The sequence below is a fragment of the Mesorhizobium sp. LEGMi-168a genome, assembly GCF_058312955.1.
Map to the genome: position 1 here is coordinate 231018 of NZ_JBZEGV010000003.1, position 23005 is coordinate 254022.

Sequence of the window (23005 nt, forward strand, 5' to 3'; positions counted from 1 at the left end):
TATTCGATTTTTGGTATCTGCGGTGACCCAGAGAGCGGATTCCGCGAACGAATGTCGGGAGGACGTGATGAAGAAGCTGGTCTCAGCGGGCGAGATCCTCGTCGAGATCATGGCCGAGCGCATCGGCCAGAGCTTTCTCGAGCCCGGGCCGCTGGTCGGACCGTTCCCCTCCGGCGCGCCGGCGATCTTCATCGGCCAGGCGGCGGCGCTCGGCCAGCCCGCTGGTCTCATCGGCGCCGTCGGCAAGGACGATTTCGGCCAATTGAACATCGACCGGCTGCGCGTGCTCGGCGCTGACGTCTCGGCGATCGCCGTCCACGAAGGCCACGCTACCGGCACAGCCTTCGTCACCTATCGGCCCGATGCATCCAGGCATTTCGTCTTCAACATCCGCAACAGCGCCGCCGGCTTGCTGGAGATGGACGATGCGGCGAGGCGGCTCCTGGCTGGGGCCGATCACGTCCATGTCATGGGTTCCTCGCTGTTTTCCGACCGCGCCACCGAAGTCGCGCTTGGCGCGATCGCGGCCGTGAAGGCCAAGGGCGGAACCGTGTCCTTCGATCCGAATATCCGTCGCGAGATCATGCAGGCTTCCGGCATGCGCCAGGCCCTCGACAAGGTGCTGGCGCAAACCGATGTCTTCCTGCCCAGCGGCAACGAACTGTTCCTGTTTTCCTCGGCCGGCGACGAGCAGGGTGCCGTCGCCGAATTGCTGGGACGAGGCATCTCCTGCATCGTCCTGAAGAAAGGCGCCGATGGCGCCGCCTATCACGACCGCCAGGGCACAGTCGCAATGCCCGGCTTTGCCGTCGAGGAAGTCGATCCGACAGGCGCCGGCGACTGCTTCGGCGCCGCGTTCGTTTCCTTCTGGCTGCGTGGCGCCGCGCCCGCCAATGCGCTGCGCATCGCCAATGCCTGCGGCGCGCTTGCCGTCACCCGCAAGGGGCCGATGGAAGGCATTCACCGGCTCGCCGAGGTCGAGGCTTTCATCGCCAAGGCAGGACCACACGCATGACCGGGGCCACGACAAGATTTGCCGGCATCGCTGCTCGGCGCACAGCGGGCGGCAAGGGCGGCATCGCGTCGATCTGCTCGGCGCATCCGCTGGTGATCGAAGCGACGCTCCGCCACGGCGCGGCACTTGGCGCCGATGTTCTGATCGAGGCGACCTGCAACCAGGTCAACCACGAGGGCGGCTATACCGGCATGACGCCGGCCGCGTTCCGAAGCTTTGTCGAGGCGCATGCGGTGCGCACTGGCTTTCCGCTCGACCGGCTGATCCTCGGCGGCGACCATCTGGGGCCTAATCCCTGGAAGCACCTGCCTGCCGCGGAGGCGATGCAGAAGGCGGCGGCAATGATCGACGCCTATGCCTCCGCTGGCTTCACCAAGCTGCATCTCGACACCAGCATGGCCTGCGCCGACGATACCGTTGCGCTGCCCGATGAGATCATCGCCCAGCGCGCGGCCGATCTCGCGGCGGTCGCCGAGGCCGCGGTCGCACGCGCCGGCGGCCAAAAACCCGTCTACATCATCGGCACCGAAGTGCCGGTGCCGGGCGGCGCGCTCGAAGCGCTCGACCATATGCATGTGACCGAGCCCGCCGACGCGCTCCGCACCGTCGAGGTCCATCGCCGGGCCTTTTCCCGTCTTGGCCTCGATGCCGCCTTTGCCCGCGCCGTCGGCGTCGTCGTCCAGCCCGGTGTCGAATTCGGCAATGCCGACATCATCGCCTATGCGCCGGAGAAGGCGACGAAGCTGGTGGCGTCGCTGGAGCGCATGCCGCAATTCGTCTTCGAGGCGCATTCGACCGACTATCAGCCGGGGCAAGCGCTTGCCGAACTGGTGCGCGACGGCTTTGCCATCCTCAAGGTCGGTCCCTGGCTTACCTTCGCGCTGCGCGAGGCGCTCTATGGTTTGAGTTCCATCGCCGAACAGCTGGCACCCGACCCATCGCGCGAAAACCTGCCGGCCACCATGGAGCGCGTCATGCTTGCCGCGCCCGGCAACTGGCAGAAATACTATCCCGGCACACCCGACGAGCAGCGCCTGCAGCGGCATTTCTCCTTCAGCGACCGCATCCGCTACTACTGGCCGTCGCCCGAGGCGCAGCGCGCGACAGAAGCCTTGCTCGCGGCGCTGGGCGGGAGCGAAATCCCCCGCCCGCTGATCAGCCAGTATCTTGGGCATCTCGACGCCGAAGTCGCGGCCGGCCGGACCAAGCTGACCGCGCATGAGCTTCTGATCGCCAGCGTCACGCGTGTCCTCGACATCTACCGCAGCGCCACCAACCCGTAAGACGGGTCGGTCGGACCAGCTGCGTTGCTCGCTGCAGCGATCGGCAAGCACACGCCTTCAAGATATTCGAAAATCTTCTATGTCGCGTTCCGTTTCGATCCTTCGGGTCGTCCTTGGTGTGTCCGAAGCAGAAGGAGCACCGCAATGGCCCGGATGGTCGTAATCTACCCGACACCGAAGGACGTCGAGGCATTTGACCGACATTACTTCGAAGTCCACATACCTCTCGCCAAGAAGATTCCCGGTCTCAGGAAATACGAAGTCAGCGACGGCCCCATCGCAACGCCGGTGGGAGCCTCCAGTATCCATCGGATCGGAACGCTGTATTTCGACGACCTCGCGGCGATCGAAAAGGCGTTCGCAAGCCCGGAGGGAAAAGCGGCCGGGGCGGATCGCCGAATCTATGCACCTGACGACTCGGGCGTCCAAATGTTCCTTTTCGACAACAAGGAAGTCTGACCCCCGGATCGTCTGATGGCAGTCCAAAGCATGTCTCCCGAAAGTGGGAACCGGTTTCGGGACAAAGACATGCGTAAAATCAAAACCCTAAAGCGCATGGAGCGAATCTGAAAGATCGCGACGCGCTTTAGTAAACCGGCGTCGCCATGTGCCGAGGCGCCGGCCATTCGGCCGTGATCTCGGGTTGCACTGGACGTTCGAGATAGGTCGACAGCACCACATAGCTGCGCGTCGAGACCACGCCCGGCGTCTCGTAAATGCGCGACAGCAGGCCTTCGAGCGCGCGGGTGTCCTCGGTGCGCACCTTGAGCAGCATGCAGGTGTCGCCGGCGACCGAATGGATCTCCTCGACCTCGGGGCATTCTGAAATCGCCATCAGCTCCGGCGTCTTGCCCCAGCCTCTTGTGTCGATATGCACGAAGGCGAGCAGCGGCTTCTTCACCGCCTTCGGATCGATGATCGCCGAGGTGGCGCGGATGGCGCCGCTGCGCCTGAGTCGCTTCACCCGCTCATGCGCCGCAGGTGGCGAGAGGCCAACCCGATCGCCGAGCTCGGCATAGCTGATGGTCGCATCCTCGACGAGCACGCCTAATATTTTTCGGTCGATCGGGTCGACCTCGCGGGCAGGTTGCCTGTTCCGCTGAACGTCATCTGTTTCTGCGTCCATATGGAAATTCTCCATTGATGCTGAATTTAATTCGGCCATTATGGAGATATGTCGAACAGTGATCAATCAGCAATTATGACTGCGGCGCCGCGCGCGCCGATCCCGGCGGCGGCCTATCTGCTTACCGGCTGCATCGCCGTCATCGGCTCCAACTCGCTGGTTCTCGGGCCGATCGCACCCGCTGTCGCGGCATCGTTCGGGACAAGCGTGCCGGCGGTGATGACAGCCGCCGCCGCCTTCGGCCTTGGCACCTCGGCCAGCGCGCTCTTCCTTGCCCGCTACATCGACAGGATCGGCGCGCGCCGCATGCTGCAGGGCGCTTTGCTTTTGCTTGCACTCGCGCTGGTCGCCAGCGCGCTCGCGCCGACGGTGACGGCGCTGGTGGCGGCCCAGCTCGTCGCCGGCATCGCCGCCGGGGTCGCCATGCCGGCGATCTATGCCAGCTCGGCGGCGATCGCGCCGCCCGGCCGTGAGAGCGGCACGATCGGCGTCGTGCTGACCGGCTGGACGCTCTCCATGGTCGCCGGCGTCTCGTTGTCAGCCGTGCTTGCCGATCTCATCCATTGGCGCGCCGTCTTCGCCGCCGTGGCGCTTCTCGCCGGCACCGCAGTCGTGGGCCTGACGATGAGCTCGCTGCGCGACACCAGGAAGAGCGGTCCCGCGCCTTCGCCGCTTGGCGCGCTGGCCGTGCCTGGGATCATTCCGCTTCTCATCGCCTGCAGCGCCTTCATGACCGCCTTCTACGGCGTCTACGGCTATCTCGGCGACCATCTCCACAAAGACCTCGGTGAGCCGGTCAGCGCCAACGGCCTCGCGGCGATCGCTTACGGCCTCGGCTTCGGCGCGGCCGCTCTGCTCGACGGCATCATCGACCGCCTCGGCGCGCGCCGCGTCATGCCTTTCGCCTATCTGCTGGTCGCCGCCGTCTATGTCGCGATGGCCATGCTGAGCGGTGGCTTCGGCCCGCTGACGGCAACGATCGCCATCTGGGGTCTTGCCAACCATTTAGGGCTGAACGTGCTGGTCATGCGCCTGACCGCGCTCGACCCGTCACGCCGCGGCACCATCATGGGCCTGAACAGCGCGGTCACCTATCTCGCCGTCACCGTCGGCACCGCCGGTTTCGGTCCGCTCTACACAGGCCTCGGCTTCGCCAATTGCGCGCTGATCGCCGCCTTGCTGATGCTGGTAGCGGCGTCGGCCGCGGCATGGCGGTCAGCGGGCTGAGCGCTCAGTTTGGGCTCGCAACCACAATTGCGCGCGCCGCCCTCATCAGCCATGGACACGCATAATAGTCGCTAATCCGGTTGATGGTCCCGTCGGCTGCTTCGATCCGAACCGGATAGGCCGGTTTCCAGCCGCCTTCGCCTCGGTGGAGCACGAGCAGCACGATCTCGTCATCAACCGCGGCGATCGTCATCTTCCAGCTCAACTGGCCCTTTTCATATTCGACGAAGTAGGGCGATTCCGACAAGGGGCCTCTGAAGCAGTCCGAGACCCGCAGCTGCGCGTCGTCGCTGGTCAATGCCCGCACGCCGTCCCAGTCATGGCGGTTGAAGAGTTCGACATAGCGGTTGAGCAATCTCGAAAGCTGCGGATCGCGTCCAGGCTCTGGGCGAACGGTTGGCTGGCTTGGCAACGCGGCCAGCTTGGCGCGGCCGCGGCTCAACGCCGCCTTGACGCCGCCGACCGTCGACCCGACGAGATCGGCAATCTCTTCCAGCGAATGGTCGAAGACGTCCTTCAAGAGAACGCAGGCACGCTCCTTGGGCGGCAGGTGGATCACCAGCCGTTCGATGGCACGATCGGCGCCCTGGCCCGCCGGTTCGGCCGGGAGAACGATCTCGTCGACCGCGAAATTGGCCTCGGCGCGGCGGCGCGTTTGCTGGTTGCGCAGGAAATCGACGCAGCGGTTGTGAGCAGTGCGAAACAGCCATGAACGAAGAGCGCTCGGATCGTCGATCTTCTCAATCTTGCGATAGATCTCGAACAGCGTTTCCTGCATGACGTCTTCGCCGTCGAGTGCCGAGCCTGTCATGCGCGCGCAATAGCGATGCAGCCGTTCTCGCAAATGCGCGACCGTTTGCAGGAACGCGGCGTAGCGAACGTCGAAGAGCCCGCTAGGCTCAAGTCTTGGCTGCATCGTCATGAGAACACCGTTGTGCACGTCTCGCCAGGGCAAGGTCCGGCCATGTTACATCAGCCTGGTGTCATCGGGAGCCCGATCGAAGCGATCGTGCCTGCCGTCGACATACATCACCGGCGCCGCCGCCAACTCTTCTGGATCGATCCTGTCGAGAGCCGCTATCGGAATGGCGATCACGATGCCGCCAAGGGCTGGAACATCACCTCGCGCCGGCATGCGCACGCCGCAGGTCGCGCAGAAGTGATACTGGATGCTGGGCGCAACCCTGCCCGGTGGGGTCCATTGATATTCGGCCTGCGATTCGACCCCAGACACGAGGCGATAGTGCTGAGGGTCGACAAACCCCACCCAGGAGCGCGTCTTGGTGCATGTCGAGCAATTGCATTTGACGGTTCCCCGGCTGAGGTCGATATCGGCCTCGAACCGAACCTTGCCGCAATGGCAGCTTCCTGCGTAGGTTTTCAGCATGGCCCAATATTCTCCGCGCTCGCCGACCGGCACCATCGCCGGCCGACTCCAAGACGTATGGCGGGGAGAAAAAGATACGTGCCGCCTGACGGATTCTTGTGGCGGGCAACTGGCCTACCCGGCCGCACAGTCAAGCCGGTGCGTGCTTCCAGTCCTTCAGGTAGGGCTGCCATCCGAGGCGGTCTGGACATCACAGGATCGACTTCATTGCGCAAAGGTCATTTCAGCACGCGATAGGTCAGCGTGACGACGCCGCTGTCGAACCGGTGTGTGCCCGTCAGCTCCAGCCTGACCAGCGATGGGTCGACATCCTGGAAAGCGCGTTTGCCGTGGCCGACCCGAGTCGGCACGATCGAAAGCTGGTACTCGTCGACAAGCTTATTGGCGAGCAGGGTCTGGTCGAGATTGCTCACCCCGTATTTCAGAATGTCGCCGTCGCCTTGCGCCTTGATCTCGGCGATCCGGCCGGCGACGTCGCCTTCGATCAATGACGCGTTCCAGCCGACCTCTTTCAGGGTTCGCGATGCGACCAGTTTCTTAAGCCCGTTCATCCGGTCCATGTACTTGCCCTCGATCTGCGGCCAGCGGCTGGAAAACAGCTCGTAGGTCACACGTCCAAGAAGGAAGTAGTCCGCCTCGCCGGCTTTGGCATAGGAGTGTTCCAGGGCGTCTCCGACAAAAAAGGGCGACGCCCAGTTCATCGGTGCCTCGATGACGCCATCGAGCGAAATGAAGCTGCCCACGATCAATTTCCTCACCACAAATCTCCTGCTGCATGAACGATGCTGCTAGGACGTTCGAGGCTTGTGTTTGGATACGCCGCTCGGCGATATTTTCAGAAACGGAGGCCGGCTTGCGTCCTCCTGCGGTCTTTCGATAAGGCTTGGTCGAACGGAGCCATGATGAAGACGACGCTCGAGATCACCGCCGAGCCCTTGCCTCGGGACCTCGCTTTTCTCGGCGAGAGCCTCACCGCTTTCAATGACGGCGATGTCGGTGCTTCAGGCAGAAAATCGCTCGCGGTTTTCGTGCGTGACGATGCCGGAGCGATCGTCGCCGGCATATCCGGCTACACCGCCTGGGGCTGGCTCTATGTGCAGTGGCTCTGGGTCGACGAAAAGCTGCGCGGCCGGCGAATCGCCGCCGGCATGCTGGATGCCGCCGAGCGGGAGGCGGCGGCGCGTGGTTGCCAGGCCGCCTGGATCGACACCTTCAATCCGACCGCCGCCAAGGTCTATCAGCGACAGGGCTACCAGCCGTTCGGCACGCTTCCAGACTTCCCTGCTGGCCGCAGCCGCATCTTCCTGCAGAAGCGCCTGGCTGATTAGCCCGCCAGTTTCCCGCCGCGCATCGGCTGCGCCACGCCGGTGGTGCTCGGAAAGCTGATCGGCAGGCCGCGCAGCACGCGCACGGCGAGGAAGGCGAAGCACTCCGCCTCCACCGCATCGCCCTTCCATCCCAGCGTTTCGGCCTGCACCACCTCGACGCCGGCGCGGCTCTCAAGCATCGCCATCATCGTCGGGTTGCGGCGGCCGCCGCCACTGACCGCCAGCCGCTTCGGCCGGCGCGGCAAGAGGTCGAGCGCCTTGCCGACGGCGGACACCGTAAAGGCCGTCAGCGTTGCAGCCCCATCCTCTGCGCCGAGCCCCTCGGCCATCGCCGCCGTGAAATCGAAGCGGTCGAGCGACTTCGGGTAAGGTTTTGTGAGATAGGGATGCTGCAACAGCCGCTCGAGCCTTGCCTCGTCGACCGTGCCCGCGGCCGCGAACTTGCCGTCGCGGTCCATCTCGCCGAGGCCCTTCGCCTTGATGAAATCATTGACCGGCGCGTTGGCCGGTCCGGTGTCGAAGGCGACGATTGCGTCCTTGCCATCCCACCAGGTGATGTTGCCGACGCCGCCGAGATTGAGCACCGCGGTGTCGCCGCTGGCGTCGGCCTCCTTGAGCAGCGCCGCGTGATAGGCGGCTGCGAGCGGCGCGCCTTGCCCGCCGGCGGCCACATCGGCCGAGCGGAAGTCGTAGGCGACCCTGGTGCCGAGAAGCGCCGCCATCAATTCGCCGTCGCCGAGCTGGCGCGTCCGGCCGATCCGTCCCGGCTGCGGAGCACGATGCAGCACCGTCTGGCCGTGGAAACCGACGACGCCGATATCGGCCATGCTCATCCCATGGCTCTCGACAAGATCCCTGACCGCGGCTGACTGAGCCCGTGTCAACGCGTCCTCGGCCTCGCGGAAGATCGCCGGCTCCGGTCCTTCGAAATTCCAGGCGCGCGCCTGGCGCAGCGTCTCTTCCAACAGCGTGCGGATCGATTGCGGGTACGGTGCAAGCGTATAGGTGCCGAAGTCGGCGATGCGCTCGCCGTCGGTCTTGATCAGCGCCACGTCGATATTGCCGTCGAGCACCGTGCCGGTCATCAGGCCGACGGCCCAGATTGGTTCCATGGTCGCTCCTCGAATCGCCGTTGAACCACGTGTCGGACGGATCGGTGCGGCAGGCAAGCCCTGGCGGCGGCCAGCGACCAACACATAGGCCGACGGCTTTTTGCGTCGAACGGCGAAAACGGAGCAACACCGTTCTTGCCTCTTGCGGCCGAAGGCGCGAACTTGTGCGACCATCGGCATCGGCCGAACCTCGAAGGACACATCGCAAAGGAGGAACGAGATGGCAGCCAATGTCGCGGTGATCGCAGGCGCTGGATCTGGCCTCAGCGCCTCGCTGGCGCGGCTCCTCGGCAAGGAGGGCTATCGTGTCGTCCTTGCCGCCCGCAATATCGACAAGCTCGCGGCGCTGGTTGAGGAGACAGGCGCGCAGGCGGTGGAAACCGACGTCTCGGACGCCGCCTCGGTGGCACGGCTGTTCGAGGCGGCCGACAAGGTCGGCCCGCTCGAAATTGCCGTCTTCAACGCAAGCGGGCGTACGCGCGGCCCGATCGCCGAGCTCGATCCCGACACGGTCAAGCAGGCCCTGCTCGTCGGTGCCTATGGCGGCTTCCTGGTCGGCCAGCAGGCGGCGCGCCGGCTTGCTGAGCGCGGTTCCGGCTCGATCCTGTTCACCGGCGCCACCGCAAGCCTCAAAGGCTTCTCCGGCTCGGCCGGCTTCGCCATGCCGAAATTCGGGCTGCGTGGACTGGCGCAGTCGATGGCGCGCGAGCTCAGCCCCAAGAACATCCACGTCGCGCATTTCATCATCGACGGCCAGATCGAACCGCCCGGACAGGCGGCCGATCCCGAGCGTCCCGATCGCCGCCTGTCGCCCGACGCGATCGCCGAGACCTATCTCGCGGTCCATCGCCAGCATCGCAGCGCCTGGAGCTTCGAGGTCGAGCTCAGGCCATGGGTCGAGACGTTTTGACGATCCGCACTGCTTTCGCAGGGGATAGTTAACCGTCCCTTGCGGTGCTCGATATATTAGCCAACTTGCATATTTTGTGAAGCCGCGTTGTTCTATGTACTAGTAATATTTAAAGGTTTAAAAGACACGTTTCTTTAACCTCGCCGTGCATACTGCGAGTTGGTCAGATTTTCTTGTCCGGCTTCCTGCACGAATTGAGAAATGCGCATGTCGCTTACACGTCGCACGCTGCTTACGGCCGGAAGCGTCGGGTTGGCGATGGCGCAAGCGCAGGCGGCGACCCAGCCGGCACAGCCGGCGGAGAACGCGCCACAGCCGATCACGAGCGACAACAAGCTGCGCATCGCCATGCCGGCGTTTGCTTCCGACCCGTTCTTTCCGGCCGATGGGGCGGGGGATAAGGGCATCGACATGGAACTGGCCCGCGGCATAGCCGCGGAGCTTGGCGTCGAGCCGGTGTTCGATCGATCCGCCGTGACGTTCGACGGCATGGTGAGACAGCTGATGTTCGGCCAGGCCGACATGGCGATCGGCAAGCTCAGCCGCACCCTTCAGCGCGGACGCTCTATCCTCTATTCGCGACCCTATGCCATGCTGCATCAGGGGCTGCTCGCCAACCGCCTCAACCTGGCGCGCATCACACAGGGCAAGCCGCCGGAACAGATCATCCGCGACTTCTCCGGCGATCTCGGCGTGATCGAGGGCTCCTCATTCGCCACCTATGCGGCCACGACCTTCCCGCACGCGCAGATCCGTCGCTTCGCGGGATGGAATACGGTTGTCGACGCGATCCGCAACGGCGCGATCGACATGGCCTATCGCGACGACTTCGAGATCAAGAAGCTGATGGTCGACGATCCGTCGATGACGGTCGTGGCGCGCTCGATCACGCTGACGGACAAGGTCGACACGATCGCGATCGGCGTCCGGCCGGACAATCCGCATCTTGCGGCCTTTGTCGACCTCTATCTCGATCTCGCACGGGGCCAGCAGGTTCTCAACACTGACGAGATCATCGCGCGCTATCGCCTGGGGGGCAAAGCCTGACGATGACCGTCGCCGACGTAGCCGCACCCCTGCCTTTCGATTGGCGCCTGGCGGCAAAGCGCATATTACGCTCGCCCGTGACGACGATCGCGATGATCCTGGCCGGGATCCTGTGCGGTCTCTACTATCCAGGCTTCTCCCATGCGATCAGCCCTGTCGCTCAGGTCTATTTGAACTTCCTCAAGATGGTCGTCCTGCCCTACCTGGTGTCGTCGGTCATCTTCTCCATCACGGCGATGGTGCAGGACCCGAAATCCGTCCGTTACCTTGGCAAGGTCGGCATTGCCGTGCTGGTCGTCTCGTTCCTGGCCGTGATGGTGAGCGGCACATATTCGCTGATCCTGCAGCCCGGCCAGATCGAGAACCCTCAGTCGCGCATCGAGCTCGGCGAGTTCATCAATTCCCAAGGCAGCGTATCCACCGATCTCGCATTCCCGTTCCAGCCGCCGCCGTCCACCGGGAACGCAAACGGTGAGCATTCGATCCTGCTCGACCTGGTGCCGAACAACGTCTTCAACGCGCTCGCCTCCGGCCAGACCATCCAGGTCCTGCTCTTCTGCCTGCTTTTCGGGCTGGCGATGGGCAAGATCCCTCAGCCCTCGTCCATGAGCCTGTCCCAGGCGCTCAATGCCGTCTACCGGGCCTGCACGGTGCTGACCAACTGGTTCGTCTGGGGACTGCCCTTCGCAACCTTCATCCTGATCGCCGATCAGACCGCCTCGACCGGAACCAGGCCGCTCACATTGATGGGCGGCTACCTGCTGGTGATGGGCCTGTCCTGCCTCACATTCCTCGCCGTTGCATTTGCAATTATCGCCATCCGGTCGCGACGCAGCTACTGGACCACGATCAAGACCCTTCAGCCCCTTCTCATGGTGGCGATCACCACGCGCTCCACGGTCGCCTCGCTGCCCTGGGTCATCAATCTGTTGAGCGAGCGGCTGCGCTTCAACTTGGTGGTCGTCGAACTGCTGGTGCCGCTGCAGGCGGCACTGCTGCGGACGGGCCCGGCGCTGGTTTACACCTCGGGCGCGCTGTTCATCGCCCAGCTCTACGGTCATCCGCTAGCGATCCCCGACCTCTTGCTTGTCGGCATCGTCTCGGCGCTTCTGGCGCTGACGACCGGCGGCATGGGCAGCCTGCTCATCCTGTCCCAGATGTCCATCGTTTGCGGCTACCTGAAGCTTCCCTTCGAAGCAGCGTTCGCCCTGTTCGTCGCGGTGGATGCGGCCGTCGATACGCTGATGACGCTGTCCAGCGTCAGCACCGTCGCGGCGAGCACGGCAATGATCGCGCCCAGCCACCGGGAGGGGGCGCAGCCTGTTGAGAGCGTCTCGGAAGTGCTCGAAGCCGAGCGCGTCCGATGATCGACGACAGCATCCGTCCCCAGCTCGGCATCATAGGCGGTCTCGGACCGCTTGCATCGGCGGACTTCTACTTCAAGCTGACCCGGATGACCGAGGCGCTGCGCGACAACGAACATGTGCCCGCCGCCATCCTCAGCGTGCCGCAGCTCCCCGACAGGACCGAAGCGATCCTCGGCAACCATGACGGGCCGCTGGCGCCGCTGCAGGCCGCGGTCGCGACGCTCAACGCGCTCGGCGTCGCCTGCATCGCGATGCCGTGCAACACCGCCCATCATTGGTACGGGCAACTGGCAGCGAACTCGCGCGCGGAGATCATCCACATCGGCGACGCTGTAGTGGCGGAAATCCGTCGCAGCCTGGACAGGGGCCGGATTGCAAACCTCGCAACCCGCGGCACGCTGGTCTCCGGCTTCTATCAAGAGAGGATATTGGCGGCGGGGTTCGACCTTTGCCTTCCCGCAAACGTGGAGTTCCAGGAGCGCGTCGATAGCGCGATCGCTCTCGTCAAGGCCGGCTCGATCGCGGAAGCGGCGACCGAAACCGAGCGCGCGCTCCATCTCGCGCAATTGGCCGGCGCCGATGCCGCGCTGCTCGGCTGCACCGAACTGTCCGTGGTGGCCGCCAGCCTTAGCGACACGAACGGGTTGATCGTCATCGACAGCAATGCGGCCCTGGCGCGAGCCTGCCTGACACGATTGGGCTTCGGCGCGCAGGAAGCCAGAGGCCTTCCGACCGTGTCGCGGCTGCCGGGACATGACCGCTTGCCCTGGGTCGCCGCGCAGCGGGCTTCATAAGCGCCAGCGCTTCGGCCTTCCGCCAGATATCTTGCGTCGGCGGCCGGCGTTCTCCAAGTCACAAAATCTTTGAGAGAATATTTTCCGCGTTCCGCTCGATAGGAAAAGCGCTTCTTTGCCCAAGCGGGCAGCATTGGCGATGCTGATGTCAAGGCTTCGCATCCCGCCAGGCCGAAATGACTTCAGCATCGCAAGGAACGCATTATGTCCGAACGCGGCAACGCTTCAAATTCTCTCGTTACGTCAATCACCAGGCGCGCCGGACTTGCCGCGCTTCTCGCCGCGACATTCACTGTGATCGGCCTCGCCGCGCCGTCGCCGTCCTTGGCCGAGGACAAGAAGGCGATCAAGGTCGGCATCATCAGCGGCGAGGATGAGGATGTCTGGCGCGTCGTCACCGCCGAGGCGGCCAAGAAAGGGCTGACGATCGAGACCGTGGTCTTCAACGATTACACCCAGCCCAACGAAGCGCTCGAGCGCGGCGAGATCGACGCCAACGCCTTCCAGCACAAGCCCTATCTCGACAACCAGATCAAGACGCAAGGCTATCACATCGTGCCGGTCGGCTATACCGGCGTCTGGCCGATCGGCCTCTATTCGAAGAAGCACGCCAAGGTCGCCGACCTGCCGGAAGGCGCCGTCATCGGCCTGCCGAACGATCCGTCCAATGAGGGCCGCGCGCTGCACGTCCTGGAGCATGAAGGCCTGATCAAGCTGAAGGACGGCACCGGCATCCTGGCGACGACCGCCGACATTGCCGACAACCCGAAGAAGCTCGAGATCAAGGAGCTCGACGCCGGCATCGTCGGCCGCTCGGTCGACGATCTCGACGCTGCGGTCGTCAACACCGACTGGGCGCTGAAGAGCGGTCTCGGCCCTGAAAACCGCATCGCGCAGGAGGCGGTAGCCGACAATCCCTACCGCAACTTCATCGCCGTCAAGGCCGGAGCTGAGAACGAGCCCTGGGTCAAGACCCTGGTCGCCTCCTACCAGAACGAGACGGTCAAGGCCGAGTTCGACAAGGTCTACAAGGGCACCGGGATCAGCGCCTATTGATCGGCGCCTGGCTGGCAGAAACGGGCGGTCCGCTGTTGAGCGGGCCGCCGTCGCTTTTGTATGACGCTGAAACGGACATAGAGATGAACCAGCATGTCACGACCAAGGTGGTCGGTCCGGACACCATCCAGCCCAAGGGGTCGGAAGATGTTGTCCGCCTCGTCGGCCTGAAGCGCCGCTTCGGCGCCACCGCGGCGCTCGACGGCGTCTCGCTCACGGTGCAGAAGGGCGAGATCCTCGGCATCATCGGCCGCAGCGGCGCCGGCAAGTCGACGCTGATCCGCTGCCTCAACGGCCTGGAGCGGCCGGATTCGGGCGAGGTCTTCATCGAGGGCCGCGAGATCAGCCGTCTAAGCGAGCGCGACTTGCAGCCGCTGCGCCGCCGCATCGGCATGGTGTTCCAGCACTTCAATCTTTTGTCGGCGAAGACGGTCGAGGAAAACGTCGCGCTGCCGCTCAAGATCGAAGGCCGGCCGCGCGCCGAGCGCATGGCGCGCGCCGCCGAGCTGCTGCAACTCGTCGGCCTGTCGGAGAAGGCCAAGGCCTATCCGGCCTCGCTGTCGGGTGGGCAGAAGCAGCGTGTCGGCATTGCCAGGGCGCTCGCGGCTCGTCCCGCGCTGCTGCTCTCCGACGAGGCGACCTCGGCGCTCGACCCGGAGACGACGCGCTCGATCCTGGCGCTGCTCAAGGACATCAATTCAAGGCTCGGCCTCACCATCCTGCTCATCACGCATGAGATGGAGGTGATCCGCTCGATCGCCGACCGCGTGGCGGTGATCGACGCCGGCCGGATCGTCGAGGAGGGCGCGGTCTGGCAGGTCTTCGCCGATCCAAAGTCCGAGATCACCAGAAGCCTGCTCGGAGGCATACGGCCGCAACTGCCACTCGAGATCGCGAGCCGGCTCGCCGCAGGCGAAGGCGCGGAAACGATCCTCAGGATCGATGTGGCAGGCGAGGCGGCACGTGGCGCATTGTTGTCGGATCTAGCCGCGACGGTGCCTGGCCCGTTCCGCCTCGTGCATGGTGGCATCGACCATGTCCAAGAGCAGCCTGTCGGCACGCTGTTCGTCGCCGTCTCCGGCGACGACACGGCGCATCTCGCGCGAATAACGACGTTCCTCAAGGACCGCGGCGCGCGGGTGGAGGTGCTTGGCCATGTCGCCGATCCTGTTTGAACTCCTGCTCCGTTCGATCTGGGAGACCGTGCTGATGACCGGCGCCTCCGGCCTCATCTCGCTGGTCTTCGGCCTGCCGCTCGGTCTCGCGCTCGTCGCCAGCGATCGCGGCGGCATCGCCGAAAATCTTTGGGTGAACCGCATTCTCGGCGCCATCGTCAACGGCTTCCGCTCCGTCCCCTTCATTATCCTCCTGGTGGCGCTGATCCCGGTGACGAGGCTGATCGTCGGCACCTCGATCGGCACCTGGGCTGCGATCGTTCCGTTGTCGATCGCGGCAACGCCCTACTATGCTCGCATCGCCGAAGTGTCGCTGCGCGAGGTGGATCATGGCCTGATCGAGGCGGCCCGCGCCATGGGCGGCAACCGCTGGACAATCATCCGCGAGGTGCTGGTGCCGGAGGCGCTGCCGGGCATCGTCGCCGGCTTCACGGTGACGCTTGTCACGCTGGTCGGCGCTTCGGCCATGGCCGGCGCCATCGGCGCCGGCGGCCTGGGCGACCTTGCCATCCGCTACGGCTACCAGCGTTTCGAAACCAGCGTGATGATTGCCGTGGTAATCGTCCTGATCGTTCTGGTCTGCGGCATCCAGTGGATCGGCGACCGGCTGGTCGCGCGGCTCGATCATCGCGCGTGAGCGACGCGTGGCAAGCGGTGGTCATCCGAACGCAATTTGCCGCAAAGCCCGTGAATTGAGCGGCGGCTTGCTCCGTTTGCAATGAGATTGGTCGGCGCGTTTCTTCACCCGCAATGCCGCGCATGTCATCGTGCGGCGGGGTCGCTAGAGCAATTCCAGGAAAAGTGCGCAGCGGTTTTCCGTCCGGAATTGCGAAAAACAAGAGTTGCGGCAAGAGGAGCCTGTCCATGGCCAGAATAATCCCGGTGCTGGATCTCGACCGCCTTGAACAGGGCGCGTCGGAACTGCGGACTTTCTTGTTTGACCTGCGAACGGCGGCCCGCGATGTCGGCTTCTTCTATCTCACCGGCCACGGCATAACGCAGTCGGATATCGACGCTGTGCTCGATGCCTCGCGGCGCTTCTTTACCTTGCCCGAAGCCGACAAGCTTGGCATCGAAATGGTGAAGTCGCCGCAGTTCCGCGGTTACACGCGCGCCGGCGGTGAGCTGACCAGAGGCAAGGCCGACTGGCGCGAGCAGCTCGACATCGGTGTCGAGCGCACGACCATTGCGCAAGGGCCGGGCATGCCGGCCTGGACGCGACTGCAGGGCCCGAACCAGTGGCCGGTCGCGCTCCCCGATCTCAAGCCTGCGCTGCTTGCCTGGCAGGCCAAGGCGACCGAGGTGGCGATCCGCCTGCTCAAGGCCTTCGCGCTGTCGCTTGATCAGCCGGAAGACGCCTTCGATCCGATCTATCGCGACGAACCGAACCACCGCATGAAGATCGTGCGCTACCCCGGCCGTGACGCTACGGGCGACGACCAGGGTGTCGGCGCGCACAAGGACGGCGGCTTCCTCACTCTTCTGCTTCAGGATGAGAACAAGGGCCTGCAGGTCGAATATGACGGCAGCTGGGTCAATGTGGACCCGATCCCGCGGACGCTCGTGGTCAACATCGGCGAGCTTCTGGAACTGGCCTCGAACGGATATCTGCGGGCCACCGTGCACCGCGTCGTCACGCCGCCGGCCGGCGTCGAGCGGATATCGGTGCCGTTCTTCTTCAGCGCCCGGCTCGACGCGACCATCCCGCTGCTCGACCTGCCGGAGGAACTGGCGGCCGAAGCGCGCGGCCCGGCCAGCGATCCCGACAATCCGCTGTTCCGCAACGTCGGAACCAACGTTCTGAAGAGTCGGCTGAGATCGCATCCCGACGTCGCGCGCCGGCACTATGCCGACCTGTTGGAAAAAGCAGCGGCCGCCGGCTGAACATTTGCATTGCGTGAGCGAGATTTTTTCACGTTTTGGATAGTTTTTGGAATTCTGTTCGTCGCAAACGAACGGGCCAAAGCCCACATAACGGGTATCGTCCGGTGTTTTCCTCCCATTGCGCCGGACGATGTTCCCCTCTGAAGGTTATGACCTTCATTTCTTGGCCGGGCCGCTTTCGCGCCCGGCCTTTTTCTTTCCAAGCAATTCCAGGAAAAGTGCGCAGCGGTTTTCCGTCCGGAATTGCGCAAAAGAAGCAAAGGGATCAGGCGAAGGCGATGCGGATCGCACCGAAAGGGCCGAAATCCGAGACGATCTGGTCGCCATGCCGGCATTCGACCGGCCGGATGAAGGAACCTGAGAGCACCACCTGTCCGGCTTCGATCTGCATGCCGTATTGGTGGAGCCGGTTGGCGAGCCAGGCGATGCCCTTGGCCGGATGATCGAGCACGCCGGCGCCTAGCCCCGTCTCCTCGACCTCGCCGTTGCGCGACACGATCGCCCCGATCCAGCGCAGGTCCGCCTCGCGCGGGCCGCCCGCGCGGCCGCCGACGACGATGCCGGCATTGGCGGCGTTGTCCGAGATCGTGTCGAAGAAGGTCCTGATCTTGCCGGTTTCCTTGTTCATCCGCTCGATGCGGGTGTCGAGGATTTCCAGCGCCGGCGTGACATAATCTGTGGCGTCGAGCACATCGTCGATCGACACGTCGGCGCCGGCGAGCGGCGCCTTCATGACGAAGGCGATCTCTGCCTCGATGCGCGGCTGGATGAAGCGGCCGGCCGGCACCGTGCCGCCATCCTCGAAGAACATGTCGTCGAACAGGATGCCGGAATCCGGGATGTCGATGCTGAGCGCCGACTGCATCGCTTTCGAGGTCAGGCCGATCTTCCAGCCCTTGATTGTCAGCCCCGATGCGACCTTCCGCTTCACCAGCGCCGCCTGCACGCGATAGGCGTCGTCCATCGTCGCTTGCGGAAAATCGAGGCTGAGCAGCCTGATCTGCCGGCGCTCGCGCTCGGCTTCGAAAAGCCGCTGCGCGGCGCCCTCGACTTCGCTGTCCGTCATCATCGGATGGCCCCCTCGTCGACGACGCCGTTTCGGAGCAGGCCGATGCCTTCGGCCTCGACCTCAACGACATCGCCAGGCTTCAGCCAGATCGGCGGCTCGAAACGGGCGCCGGCGCCCGTCGGCGTTCCAGTGACGATGACGTCGCCGGGAACCAGCGTGGTGAAGGTCGAGATGTAGTTGATGATCTTGCGGAAGGAAAAGATCATGCGCCCGGTGCGGTCCTGCTGGCGCACCTCGCCGTTGACGCGCGTGACAAGCGATATGTCGGCGATCTGCGCCTCAGCGGTGAACGGCACCAGCCACGGCCCGATCGAGCCGCTGCGGTCGAAATTCTTACCCTGCGTGACGTTGAACTTGGCGTGGCGCACCCAGTCGCGGATCGTGCCTTCGTTGCACAGCGAAAGCGCTGCGATATGGCCGAGCGCATCCGCCTCGGCGATCCGTCGCCCGCCCTTGCCGATGACGATGACGATCTCGCCCTCATAGTCGAGTTGCGGCGATTCCGGCGGCCGCACCAGCGGCGCGCCGTGGCCGACGAAGGAACGCGGGAAGCGGATGAACAGCGACGGGTTCGAGGGCGCCGCCTGCCCGTCCTTGTACTCCTCGTTGCGGTCCGGATAGTTGACGCCGACGCAGATGATCTTTTCCGGAAAGCGGATCGGGATCTCGTAAGCGATGTCCTCGACGCTGAAATCGGCGGCAAGGCCTTCGGCCTCTTCGGCAAGTTTTGCGAGCGCGCCGGCCTCGATCACCTCGCGCAACGTCGGCCATTGCGCGTGGCGCGCCGACAGCTCGACGACGCCTTTTTCGGTGACCGCGCCATAACGCGTCTTGCCGCTGGCGGTGAACGTGGCGAGGCGTGCTGAACTCATGCTGATACCCCGAAGATGGCACTATCGGATAAGGGCCAACGTCGAGCTCTACGGCGCCCCCCTCTGTCCTGCCGGACATCTCCCCCACAAGGGGGGAGATTGGCTGGCCGCGCGGTCGGCGCTTTTCTTGCCGCGTTCAAAATTGGCGAAGGCGGGAGTGACATCCAATCTCCCCCCAAGTGGGGAAGATGTCCGGCAGGACAGAGGGGGGCGCGAAGGAACGCTGTCATCTGAAGGTACGCCATCATCGAATAGCTACGGCGCAATAATCGGCGAGGCCGCGAGATCCGACTGGCGCGGCTCCACCCCAGCAAACAGGCTGCCCTCCTCGAACCAGCTCTTCGGCGCCGGCGCGCCCCACAACGTCTGGCGCTGCGGGTCCTTGAGGTCCCACTTGATCGGCTCGAGATCGGGGTCGACCGTCTGGTAGTCCGAGCAGTAGATCTCGATGCGATGGTTGTCGGGGTCGCGGACGTAGAGGAAGAAGGCGTTGGAGATGCCGTGCCGTCCGGGGCCGCGCTCGATGTTCGGCAGCCAGCCGGTGGTCGCCATCAGGTCGAGCAGGTCGATGATGTTGAGCGGCGTCGGCACCCAGAAGGCGACGTGGTGGAGGCGGGGACCGAAGCCGTTGGTGAAGGCGATGTCGTGCACGCCGCCCTTGCGATGCGTCCAGGCCGCCCACAGTTTTCCGGTTTCGGCATCCTCGGTGTATTCAGTCACGCGGAAGCCAAGCTCGTTGTAGAAGGCTACCGATTCATCGACATTCGGCGAGAAGCAGTTGAAGTGGTCGATGCGCAGTGGCTTCACGCCTTTGTAGAGCGCGTATCTCTGGTGGATCGGCGGCAGCCGGTCCATCTTCGAATAGAATTCGAGCGGAATGCCATGCGGATCGCGCGTGCGGAAGGTGCGCGACTGGTAGGGCCGCTCGACCCATTCCACCGGCAGGCCCTTGGCCGCAAAGAAATGCGCCGCCTTGTCGAGGTCCTCGTCGGAAAAAACCTTGAAGCCGAGGTCGCGCGCTTCCGGCGTGGTCGCCTTGCGCAGCACGATGCAGTGGTGGCCGCGTTCCTCCAGCGCGCGCAGGTAGATGGCGCCGCTGGTCTCGTCGGTCACCTGCAGGCCGAGCGTGTCGACATAGAAGGCGCGGGATTTCGCAAGGTCGGTGACGGCGAGCTCGACATGGGAGAGCCGCACGATGTTGAAGGCAGGATAGAGGTTGGGTTGGGGCAGGGCCATTGGGTGTCTCCGGTCAGCCGCCGAGCTTCTGGATCGAATGCGGCGCCGTGGCGAACGCGATGTTCTTGGTTTCCATATAGAAGTCGAACGACCAGTCGCCGCCGTCGCGGCCGATGCCCGAGCTCTTGACGCCGCCGAACGGCGTCGGCAGGTGGCGCACATTCTCCGAGTTCACCCAGATCATGCCGGCGTCGAGCGCGTCGGTGAAGCGCAAGGCGCGGGTGACGTCCGAGGTCCAGAGATAACCCGTGAGGCCGTATTGCGTGTCGTTGGCCAAAGCCAGCGCCTCGGCCTCGTCCTTGAACGGAATGGCGGTCAGCACCGGCCCGAAGATCTCCTCCTGGGCGATGCGCATCTTGTTGGTGGCGCCGACGAACAGGGTCGGGCTGACATAGCAGCCGCCGCCCGGGCCGGCGAACTTGCCGCCGCCAGCGGCAACCACCGCGCCTTCCGACTTGCCGATCTCGATATAGGACAGCACTTTTTCCTCATGCACCGGGTGGATCAGCGGCCCGACCACGGTTTCGGGATCGAGCGGATGGCCGATCCTGATGCGCTTGGCTTTCTCCGCCACCAGATCGGTAAACTTGTCGTGGACGGAGGCCTCGACCAAGAGGCGGGAGGATGAGGTGCAGCGCTCGCCGTTCAGCGAATAGATCATGAAGACGGCGGCGTCCGCGGCGCGCTCCAGGTCGGCGTCGGCGAAGACGATGACCGGGTTCTTGCCGCCGAGCTCGAAATGCACGCGCTTCAGCGTTTCCGCGCCCTGTTTCATGATCATCGAGCCGGTGCGGCTCTCGCCGACGAAGCCGATCGCCTTGATATCGGGATGCTCGGTCAGCGCCCGGCCTGCGTCCTCGCCAAAACCGTTGACGAGGTTCCAAACGCCCTTGGGGAGACCCGCTTCCTCGGCGATCTCGACCAGCAGCCGGGCGGTCAGCGGCGAGAGCTCCGCCGGCTTGTGGACGATGGTGCAGCCGGCGGCTAAAGCCGGCGCGATCTTCCAGGTCGACAGCATGAAAGGCGTGTTCCACGGCGTGATCACGCCGACCGGCCCGATCGGCACGCGCGTCGTCAAATTGAGCTGGTTCGGCGCCCTGAGCGAGCGGCCGTCGCGGGCTTCCGGCGCGCGGTCGGCATAGAAACGGAAGTTCTCGGCGCCGCGCAGCGCCGCCTTGGCCATGAACTTCAGCGACTGGCCGGTGTCCATGCATTCGACGAAGGCGATCTCTTCGGCGCGCGCGACGATGGCGTCGGCGATTTTGTGCAGCAGCTTCTTGCGTGCGTCGCCGGATATCGCCGCCCAGTCACGGAAAGCGGCCTTCGCCGCCTTGGCGGCGCGGTCGATGTCGGCGGCCTTGCCGCGCGCCACCTTGGCGATCGGCTTTAGATCCACGGGCGAGATGGTCTCATACGTCGAGCCATCCGCCGCGGGCACGGCCTCGCCGCCGATCTGGTTGAGCACGCCGTCCTTTCGGAAGCGTTCGAGATAGGCTTCGGCCTTCCTCAGATTGTCGTCCAAAGCCGCCATGGATTTCTTTCCTGTTCTAGATTAGTTGCCGCGCCCGTTTACTTGCTACGGAGTCGCGGGTGGATGGCGTTCTTCTTCCAGCTCAGCTCTGCGTCGATCTCGCGGATCTCGAGCGACAGCGCGAAATGCGGCGCCGCAAACAGCGTTGCCAGATGGTCCGTGACGGCCGCGAAGATCGCCTCGCCGGCGCGCTTCTTCTCCTCGGCGCTGCGGCCCTTGCCGATGCGGAAATTCATGTCGATGAAGCCGTTCTCGGGCAGCAGGTCGGCTATCGCATAGGCCTCGGCGCGGAAGGCCCGCACTCTCACCGCGCCCGGCTCGAACAGTCCGGTTTCGAGGATGGTGCGTGAAACCAGCGCGCAGAGTTCGGTCATGTCGACCTTCGCGTCGAGATTCGCCGAATATTCGATCGCCATGTGTGGCAAGGGTTTCCTCCCGCCTGTAGTTAACATGTGAATTACATCTTGACGACCGAATGTCAAGCGTCGTTCTCTAGGCCAATGCAGCTTCCGGGGGTGGGATTGCCGCTCCCGGCAAAATCGCGGATATAGCTGCGACCCGAGCCTTAATATTTGCCGCGAGTCGTACTGGATTGGATTTTTCGGAGACCTGATTTTGCTACCGCCCAGCACTCGCCGTTCGCTGCCGATGGCTTTGCTTCGCGCCCGCGAGGTGATCATGGCGCATTTCCGGCCGATGCTTGCCCGCCACGACATCACCGAGCAGCAATGGCGCGTGCTGCGCGTGCTGGCCGAAACCGGGCCGCTGGAGGCGACCGAGCTCGCCAACCGCGCCTCGATCCTGCCGCCCAGCCTCACCCGCATCATCAAGGCGATGGAGGAGCGCGAGTTCATCACCCGCAACAAGGTCAAGGATGATGGCCGCCGCGCACTGCTCGCCATCAGCCCGGCCGGCGTGGCGCTGATCGAGGAGCTGGCGCCCGAGCGCACCGCCATCTACGACGCCATCGAAAAGCGCTACGGCGCCGAAGAGCACGAGCGCCTGCTCGACATGCTGGAAAGTCTGATCCAGTCGGAGTCAGTGCCGGACTGACCCGGTTAGCCACCGAAACTCCCCAGCGCGCTCGGCTGCATGTAGTTTCGCCCGACATAGAGCAGCGCCGCCTCGTCGCTGCCGTGGCGGATGTCGACGACGCGGCCGAACATCACATTGTGCGTGCCGACCTTGTTCACCGCGCCGATCTCGCAATCGAAGCTGACGATGGCATCGAGCAGCGCCGGCATGCCGGACGGCATGGTCTGCCATCTAGCCGCATTGTAGCGCTCGGCCATGTCGCGGATCGCGCCGGCGAACTTTCCCGCCAGATGCATGTGCGATTGGGTCAGCACGTTGACGCAGAAACGCTGGTTGGCAAGGAACATGCCGGTCTGCGCCGAGCTCTCGTTCATGCAAACGAGCAGCGTCGGCGGGTCGTCGGAAACACTGCACATGGCTGTCGCGGTGAAGCCGCCGCGCCCCGCCGAACCGTCGGTGGTGACGATGTTGACCGGCGCGCAGACCCGCGCCATCGCCTCGCGGAATTCCAGCCTCGAGACTTGCGTTTCCATGGCCGCTTCCATCGCCGG

General features: G+C 64.5%; 25 protein-coding genes. 14 read left to right on the top strand and 11 right to left on the bottom strand.

The genetic code is table 11. From position 1 onward, the window contains the following. The first annotated feature begins 67 nt into the window (after positions 1 to 67). From AC4FWB_RS06680 to AC4FWB_RS06690, 3 genes are all read left to right on the top strand, one after another. Positions 68 to 1015, top strand: a complete 948-nt coding sequence (locus AC4FWB_RS06680) for a sugar kinase (RefSeq protein ID WP_491025080.1) — start codon at positions 68 to 70, stop codon at positions 1013 to 1015. Further along, positions 1012 to 2298, top strand: coding sequence for a D-tagatose-bisphosphate aldolase, class II, non-catalytic subunit (locus AC4FWB_RS06685; protein WP_491025081.1), 1287 nt, complete (start codon positions 1012 to 1014; stop codon positions 2296 to 2298). The genes AC4FWB_RS06680 and AC4FWB_RS06685 overlap by 4 nt, the downstream gene beginning before the upstream one ends. A gap of 144 nt (positions 2299 to 2442) precedes the next feature. Beyond that, positions 2443 to 2757, top strand: a complete 315-nt coding sequence (locus AC4FWB_RS06690; RefSeq protein WP_491025082.1) for an EthD family reductase — start codon at positions 2443 to 2445, stop codon at positions 2755 to 2757. 127 nt (positions 2758 to 2884) lie between these two features. On the opposite strand, the gene AC4FWB_RS06695 is transcribed toward AC4FWB_RS06690, so the two are convergent. Further along, complete coding sequence (locus AC4FWB_RS06695) at positions 2885 to 3424, bottom strand: Lrp/AsnC family transcriptional regulator (RefSeq protein ID WP_491025083.1); 540 nt, start codon at positions 3422 to 3424, stop codon at positions 2885 to 2887. 48 nt (positions 3425 to 3472) lie between these two features. Here AC4FWB_RS06695 and AC4FWB_RS06700 point away from each other — a divergent pair, with 48 nt between their 5' ends. After that, complete coding sequence (locus AC4FWB_RS06700) at positions 3473 to 4651, top strand: MFS transporter (protein ID WP_491025085.1); 1179 nt, start codon at positions 3473 to 3475, stop codon at positions 4649 to 4651. Positions 4652 to 4655: 4 nt separating this feature from the next. Here AC4FWB_RS06700 and AC4FWB_RS06705 read toward each other — a convergent pair whose 3' ends face one another. From AC4FWB_RS06705 to AC4FWB_RS06715, 3 genes are all read right to left on the bottom strand, one after another. Next, positions 4656 to 5573, bottom strand: coding sequence for a sigma-70 family RNA polymerase sigma factor (locus AC4FWB_RS06705; RefSeq protein ID WP_491025086.1), 918 nt, complete (start codon positions 5571 to 5573; stop codon positions 4656 to 4658). Between the two features lie 45 nt (positions 5574 to 5618). Beyond that, positions 5619 to 6038 carry a GFA family protein gene (locus AC4FWB_RS06710; RefSeq protein ID WP_491025087.1) on the bottom strand — a complete coding sequence of 140 codons (420 nt, stop codon included), beginning with the start codon at positions 6036 to 6038 and terminating at the stop codon, positions 5619 to 5621. A 218-nt stretch (positions 6039 to 6256) separates the two neighbouring features. Then, on the bottom strand, positions 6257 to 6796 hold the full coding sequence (locus AC4FWB_RS06715; protein ID WP_491025089.1) for a dihydrofolate reductase family protein: 540 nt from the start codon (positions 6794 to 6796) through the stop codon (positions 6257 to 6259). Between the two features lie 144 nt (positions 6797 to 6940). Between AC4FWB_RS06715 and AC4FWB_RS06720 the strand changes: the two genes are divergently transcribed. After that, on the top strand, positions 6941 to 7366 hold the full coding sequence (locus AC4FWB_RS06720; RefSeq protein WP_491025090.1) for a GNAT family N-acetyltransferase: 426 nt from the start codon (positions 6941 to 6943) through the stop codon (positions 7364 to 7366). Here the strand turns inward: AC4FWB_RS06720 and AC4FWB_RS06725 are convergent. Continuing rightward, positions 7363 to 8478: an anhydro-N-acetylmuramic acid kinase gene (locus tag AC4FWB_RS06725; protein ID WP_491025092.1), complete on the bottom strand. Its 1116-nt coding sequence runs from the start codon at positions 8476 to 8478 to the stop codon at positions 7363 to 7365. The genes AC4FWB_RS06720 and AC4FWB_RS06725 overlap by 4 nt on opposite strands. A gap of 220 nt (positions 8479 to 8698) precedes the next feature. Here AC4FWB_RS06725 and AC4FWB_RS06730 point away from each other — a divergent pair, with 220 nt between their 5' ends. From AC4FWB_RS06730 to AC4FWB_RS06765, 8 genes are all read left to right on the top strand, one after another. Then, positions 8699 to 9388 (top strand): SDR family NAD(P)-dependent oxidoreductase, encoded by a 690-nt coding sequence (locus tag AC4FWB_RS06730; RefSeq protein WP_491025093.1) that lies wholly within the window; start codon positions 8699 to 8701, stop codon positions 9386 to 9388. Between the two features lie 207 nt (positions 9389 to 9595). Further along, positions 9596 to 10435 carry a substrate-binding periplasmic protein gene (locus AC4FWB_RS06735; protein ID WP_491025094.1) on the top strand — a complete coding sequence of 280 codons (840 nt, stop codon included), beginning with the start codon at positions 9596 to 9598 and terminating at the stop codon, positions 10433 to 10435. Positions 10436 to 10437: 2 nt separating this feature from the next. Then, positions 10438 to 11802 carry a dicarboxylate/amino acid:cation symporter gene (locus tag AC4FWB_RS06740; protein WP_491025095.1) on the top strand — a complete coding sequence of 455 codons (1365 nt, stop codon included), beginning with the start codon at positions 10438 to 10440 and terminating at the stop codon, positions 11800 to 11802. Beyond that, the gene (cuyB, locus tag AC4FWB_RS06745; RefSeq protein ID WP_491025096.1) at positions 11799 to 12596 is read left to right on the top strand and encodes a cysteate racemase; all 798 of its coding nucleotides are present in this window, start codon (positions 11799 to 11801) and stop codon (positions 12594 to 12596) included. The genes AC4FWB_RS06740 and cuyB overlap by 4 nt, the downstream gene beginning before the upstream one ends. A 204-nt stretch (positions 12597 to 12800) precedes the next feature. Next, complete coding sequence (locus tag AC4FWB_RS06750) at positions 12801 to 13652, top strand: MetQ/NlpA family lipoprotein (protein ID WP_491025097.1); 852 nt, start codon at positions 12801 to 12803, stop codon at positions 13650 to 13652. Positions 13653 to 13735: 83 nt separating this feature from the next. Next, entirely contained in the window at positions 13736 to 14827 is a 1092-nt protein-coding gene (locus AC4FWB_RS06755; protein ID WP_491025098.1) for a methionine ABC transporter ATP-binding protein, read from the top strand. Further along, positions 14808 to 15464, top strand: coding sequence for a methionine ABC transporter permease (locus AC4FWB_RS06760; RefSeq protein WP_491025099.1), 657 nt, complete (start codon positions 14808 to 14810; stop codon positions 15462 to 15464). Before AC4FWB_RS06755 ends, AC4FWB_RS06760 begins: the two co-directional genes overlap by 20 nt. Before the next feature lie 227 nt (positions 15465 to 15691). After that, positions 15692 to 16711 (top strand): isopenicillin N synthase family dioxygenase, encoded by a 1020-nt coding sequence (locus tag AC4FWB_RS06765; RefSeq protein WP_491025100.1) that lies wholly within the window; start codon positions 15692 to 15694, stop codon positions 16709 to 16711. 265 nt (positions 16712 to 16976) lie between these two features. On the opposite strand, the gene hpaH is transcribed toward AC4FWB_RS06765, so the two are convergent. From hpaH to AC4FWB_RS06790, 5 genes are all read right to left on the bottom strand, one after another. Beyond that, complete coding sequence (hpaH, locus tag AC4FWB_RS06770) at positions 16977 to 17780, bottom strand: 2-oxo-hept-4-ene-1,7-dioate hydratase (protein ID WP_491025102.1); 804 nt, start codon at positions 17778 to 17780, stop codon at positions 16977 to 16979. Then, complete coding sequence (locus tag AC4FWB_RS06775; RefSeq protein WP_491025104.1) at positions 17777 to 18652, bottom strand: fumarylacetoacetate hydrolase family protein; 876 nt, start codon at positions 18650 to 18652, stop codon at positions 17777 to 17779. Before AC4FWB_RS06775 ends, hpaH begins: the two co-directional genes overlap by 4 nt. Before the next feature lie 255 nt (positions 18653 to 18907). Further along, positions 18908 to 19888: a 3,4-dihydroxyphenylacetate 2,3-dioxygenase gene (gene hpaD, locus AC4FWB_RS06780; RefSeq protein ID WP_491025106.1), complete on the bottom strand. Its 981-nt coding sequence runs from the start codon at positions 19886 to 19888 to the stop codon at positions 18908 to 18910. Positions 19889 to 19901: 13 nt separating this feature from the next. Continuing rightward, entirely contained in the window at positions 19902 to 21419 is a 1518-nt protein-coding gene (gene hpaE / locus AC4FWB_RS06785) for a 5-carboxymethyl-2-hydroxymuconate semialdehyde dehydrogenase (RefSeq protein ID WP_491025108.1), read from the bottom strand. Positions 21420 to 21457: 38 nt separating this feature from the next. Continuing rightward, positions 21458 to 21844 (bottom strand): 5-carboxymethyl-2-hydroxymuconate Delta-isomerase, encoded by a 387-nt coding sequence (locus tag AC4FWB_RS06790; protein WP_491025110.1) that lies wholly within the window; start codon positions 21842 to 21844, stop codon positions 21458 to 21460. 223 nt (positions 21845 to 22067) lie between these two features. Here AC4FWB_RS06790 and hpaR point away from each other — a divergent pair, with 223 nt between their 5' ends. After that, positions 22068 to 22472 (top strand): homoprotocatechuate degradation operon regulator HpaR, encoded by a 405-nt coding sequence (gene hpaR / locus AC4FWB_RS06795; RefSeq protein ID WP_491025112.1) that lies wholly within the window; start codon positions 22068 to 22070, stop codon positions 22470 to 22472. 5 nt (positions 22473 to 22477) lie between these two features. Here hpaR and AC4FWB_RS06800 read toward each other — a convergent pair whose 3' ends face one another. Continuing rightward, positions 22478 to 22987, bottom strand: coding sequence for a flavin reductase (locus AC4FWB_RS06800; protein ID WP_491025114.1), 510 nt, complete (start codon positions 22985 to 22987; stop codon positions 22478 to 22480). Positions 22988 to 23005: the final 18 nt, after the last annotated feature.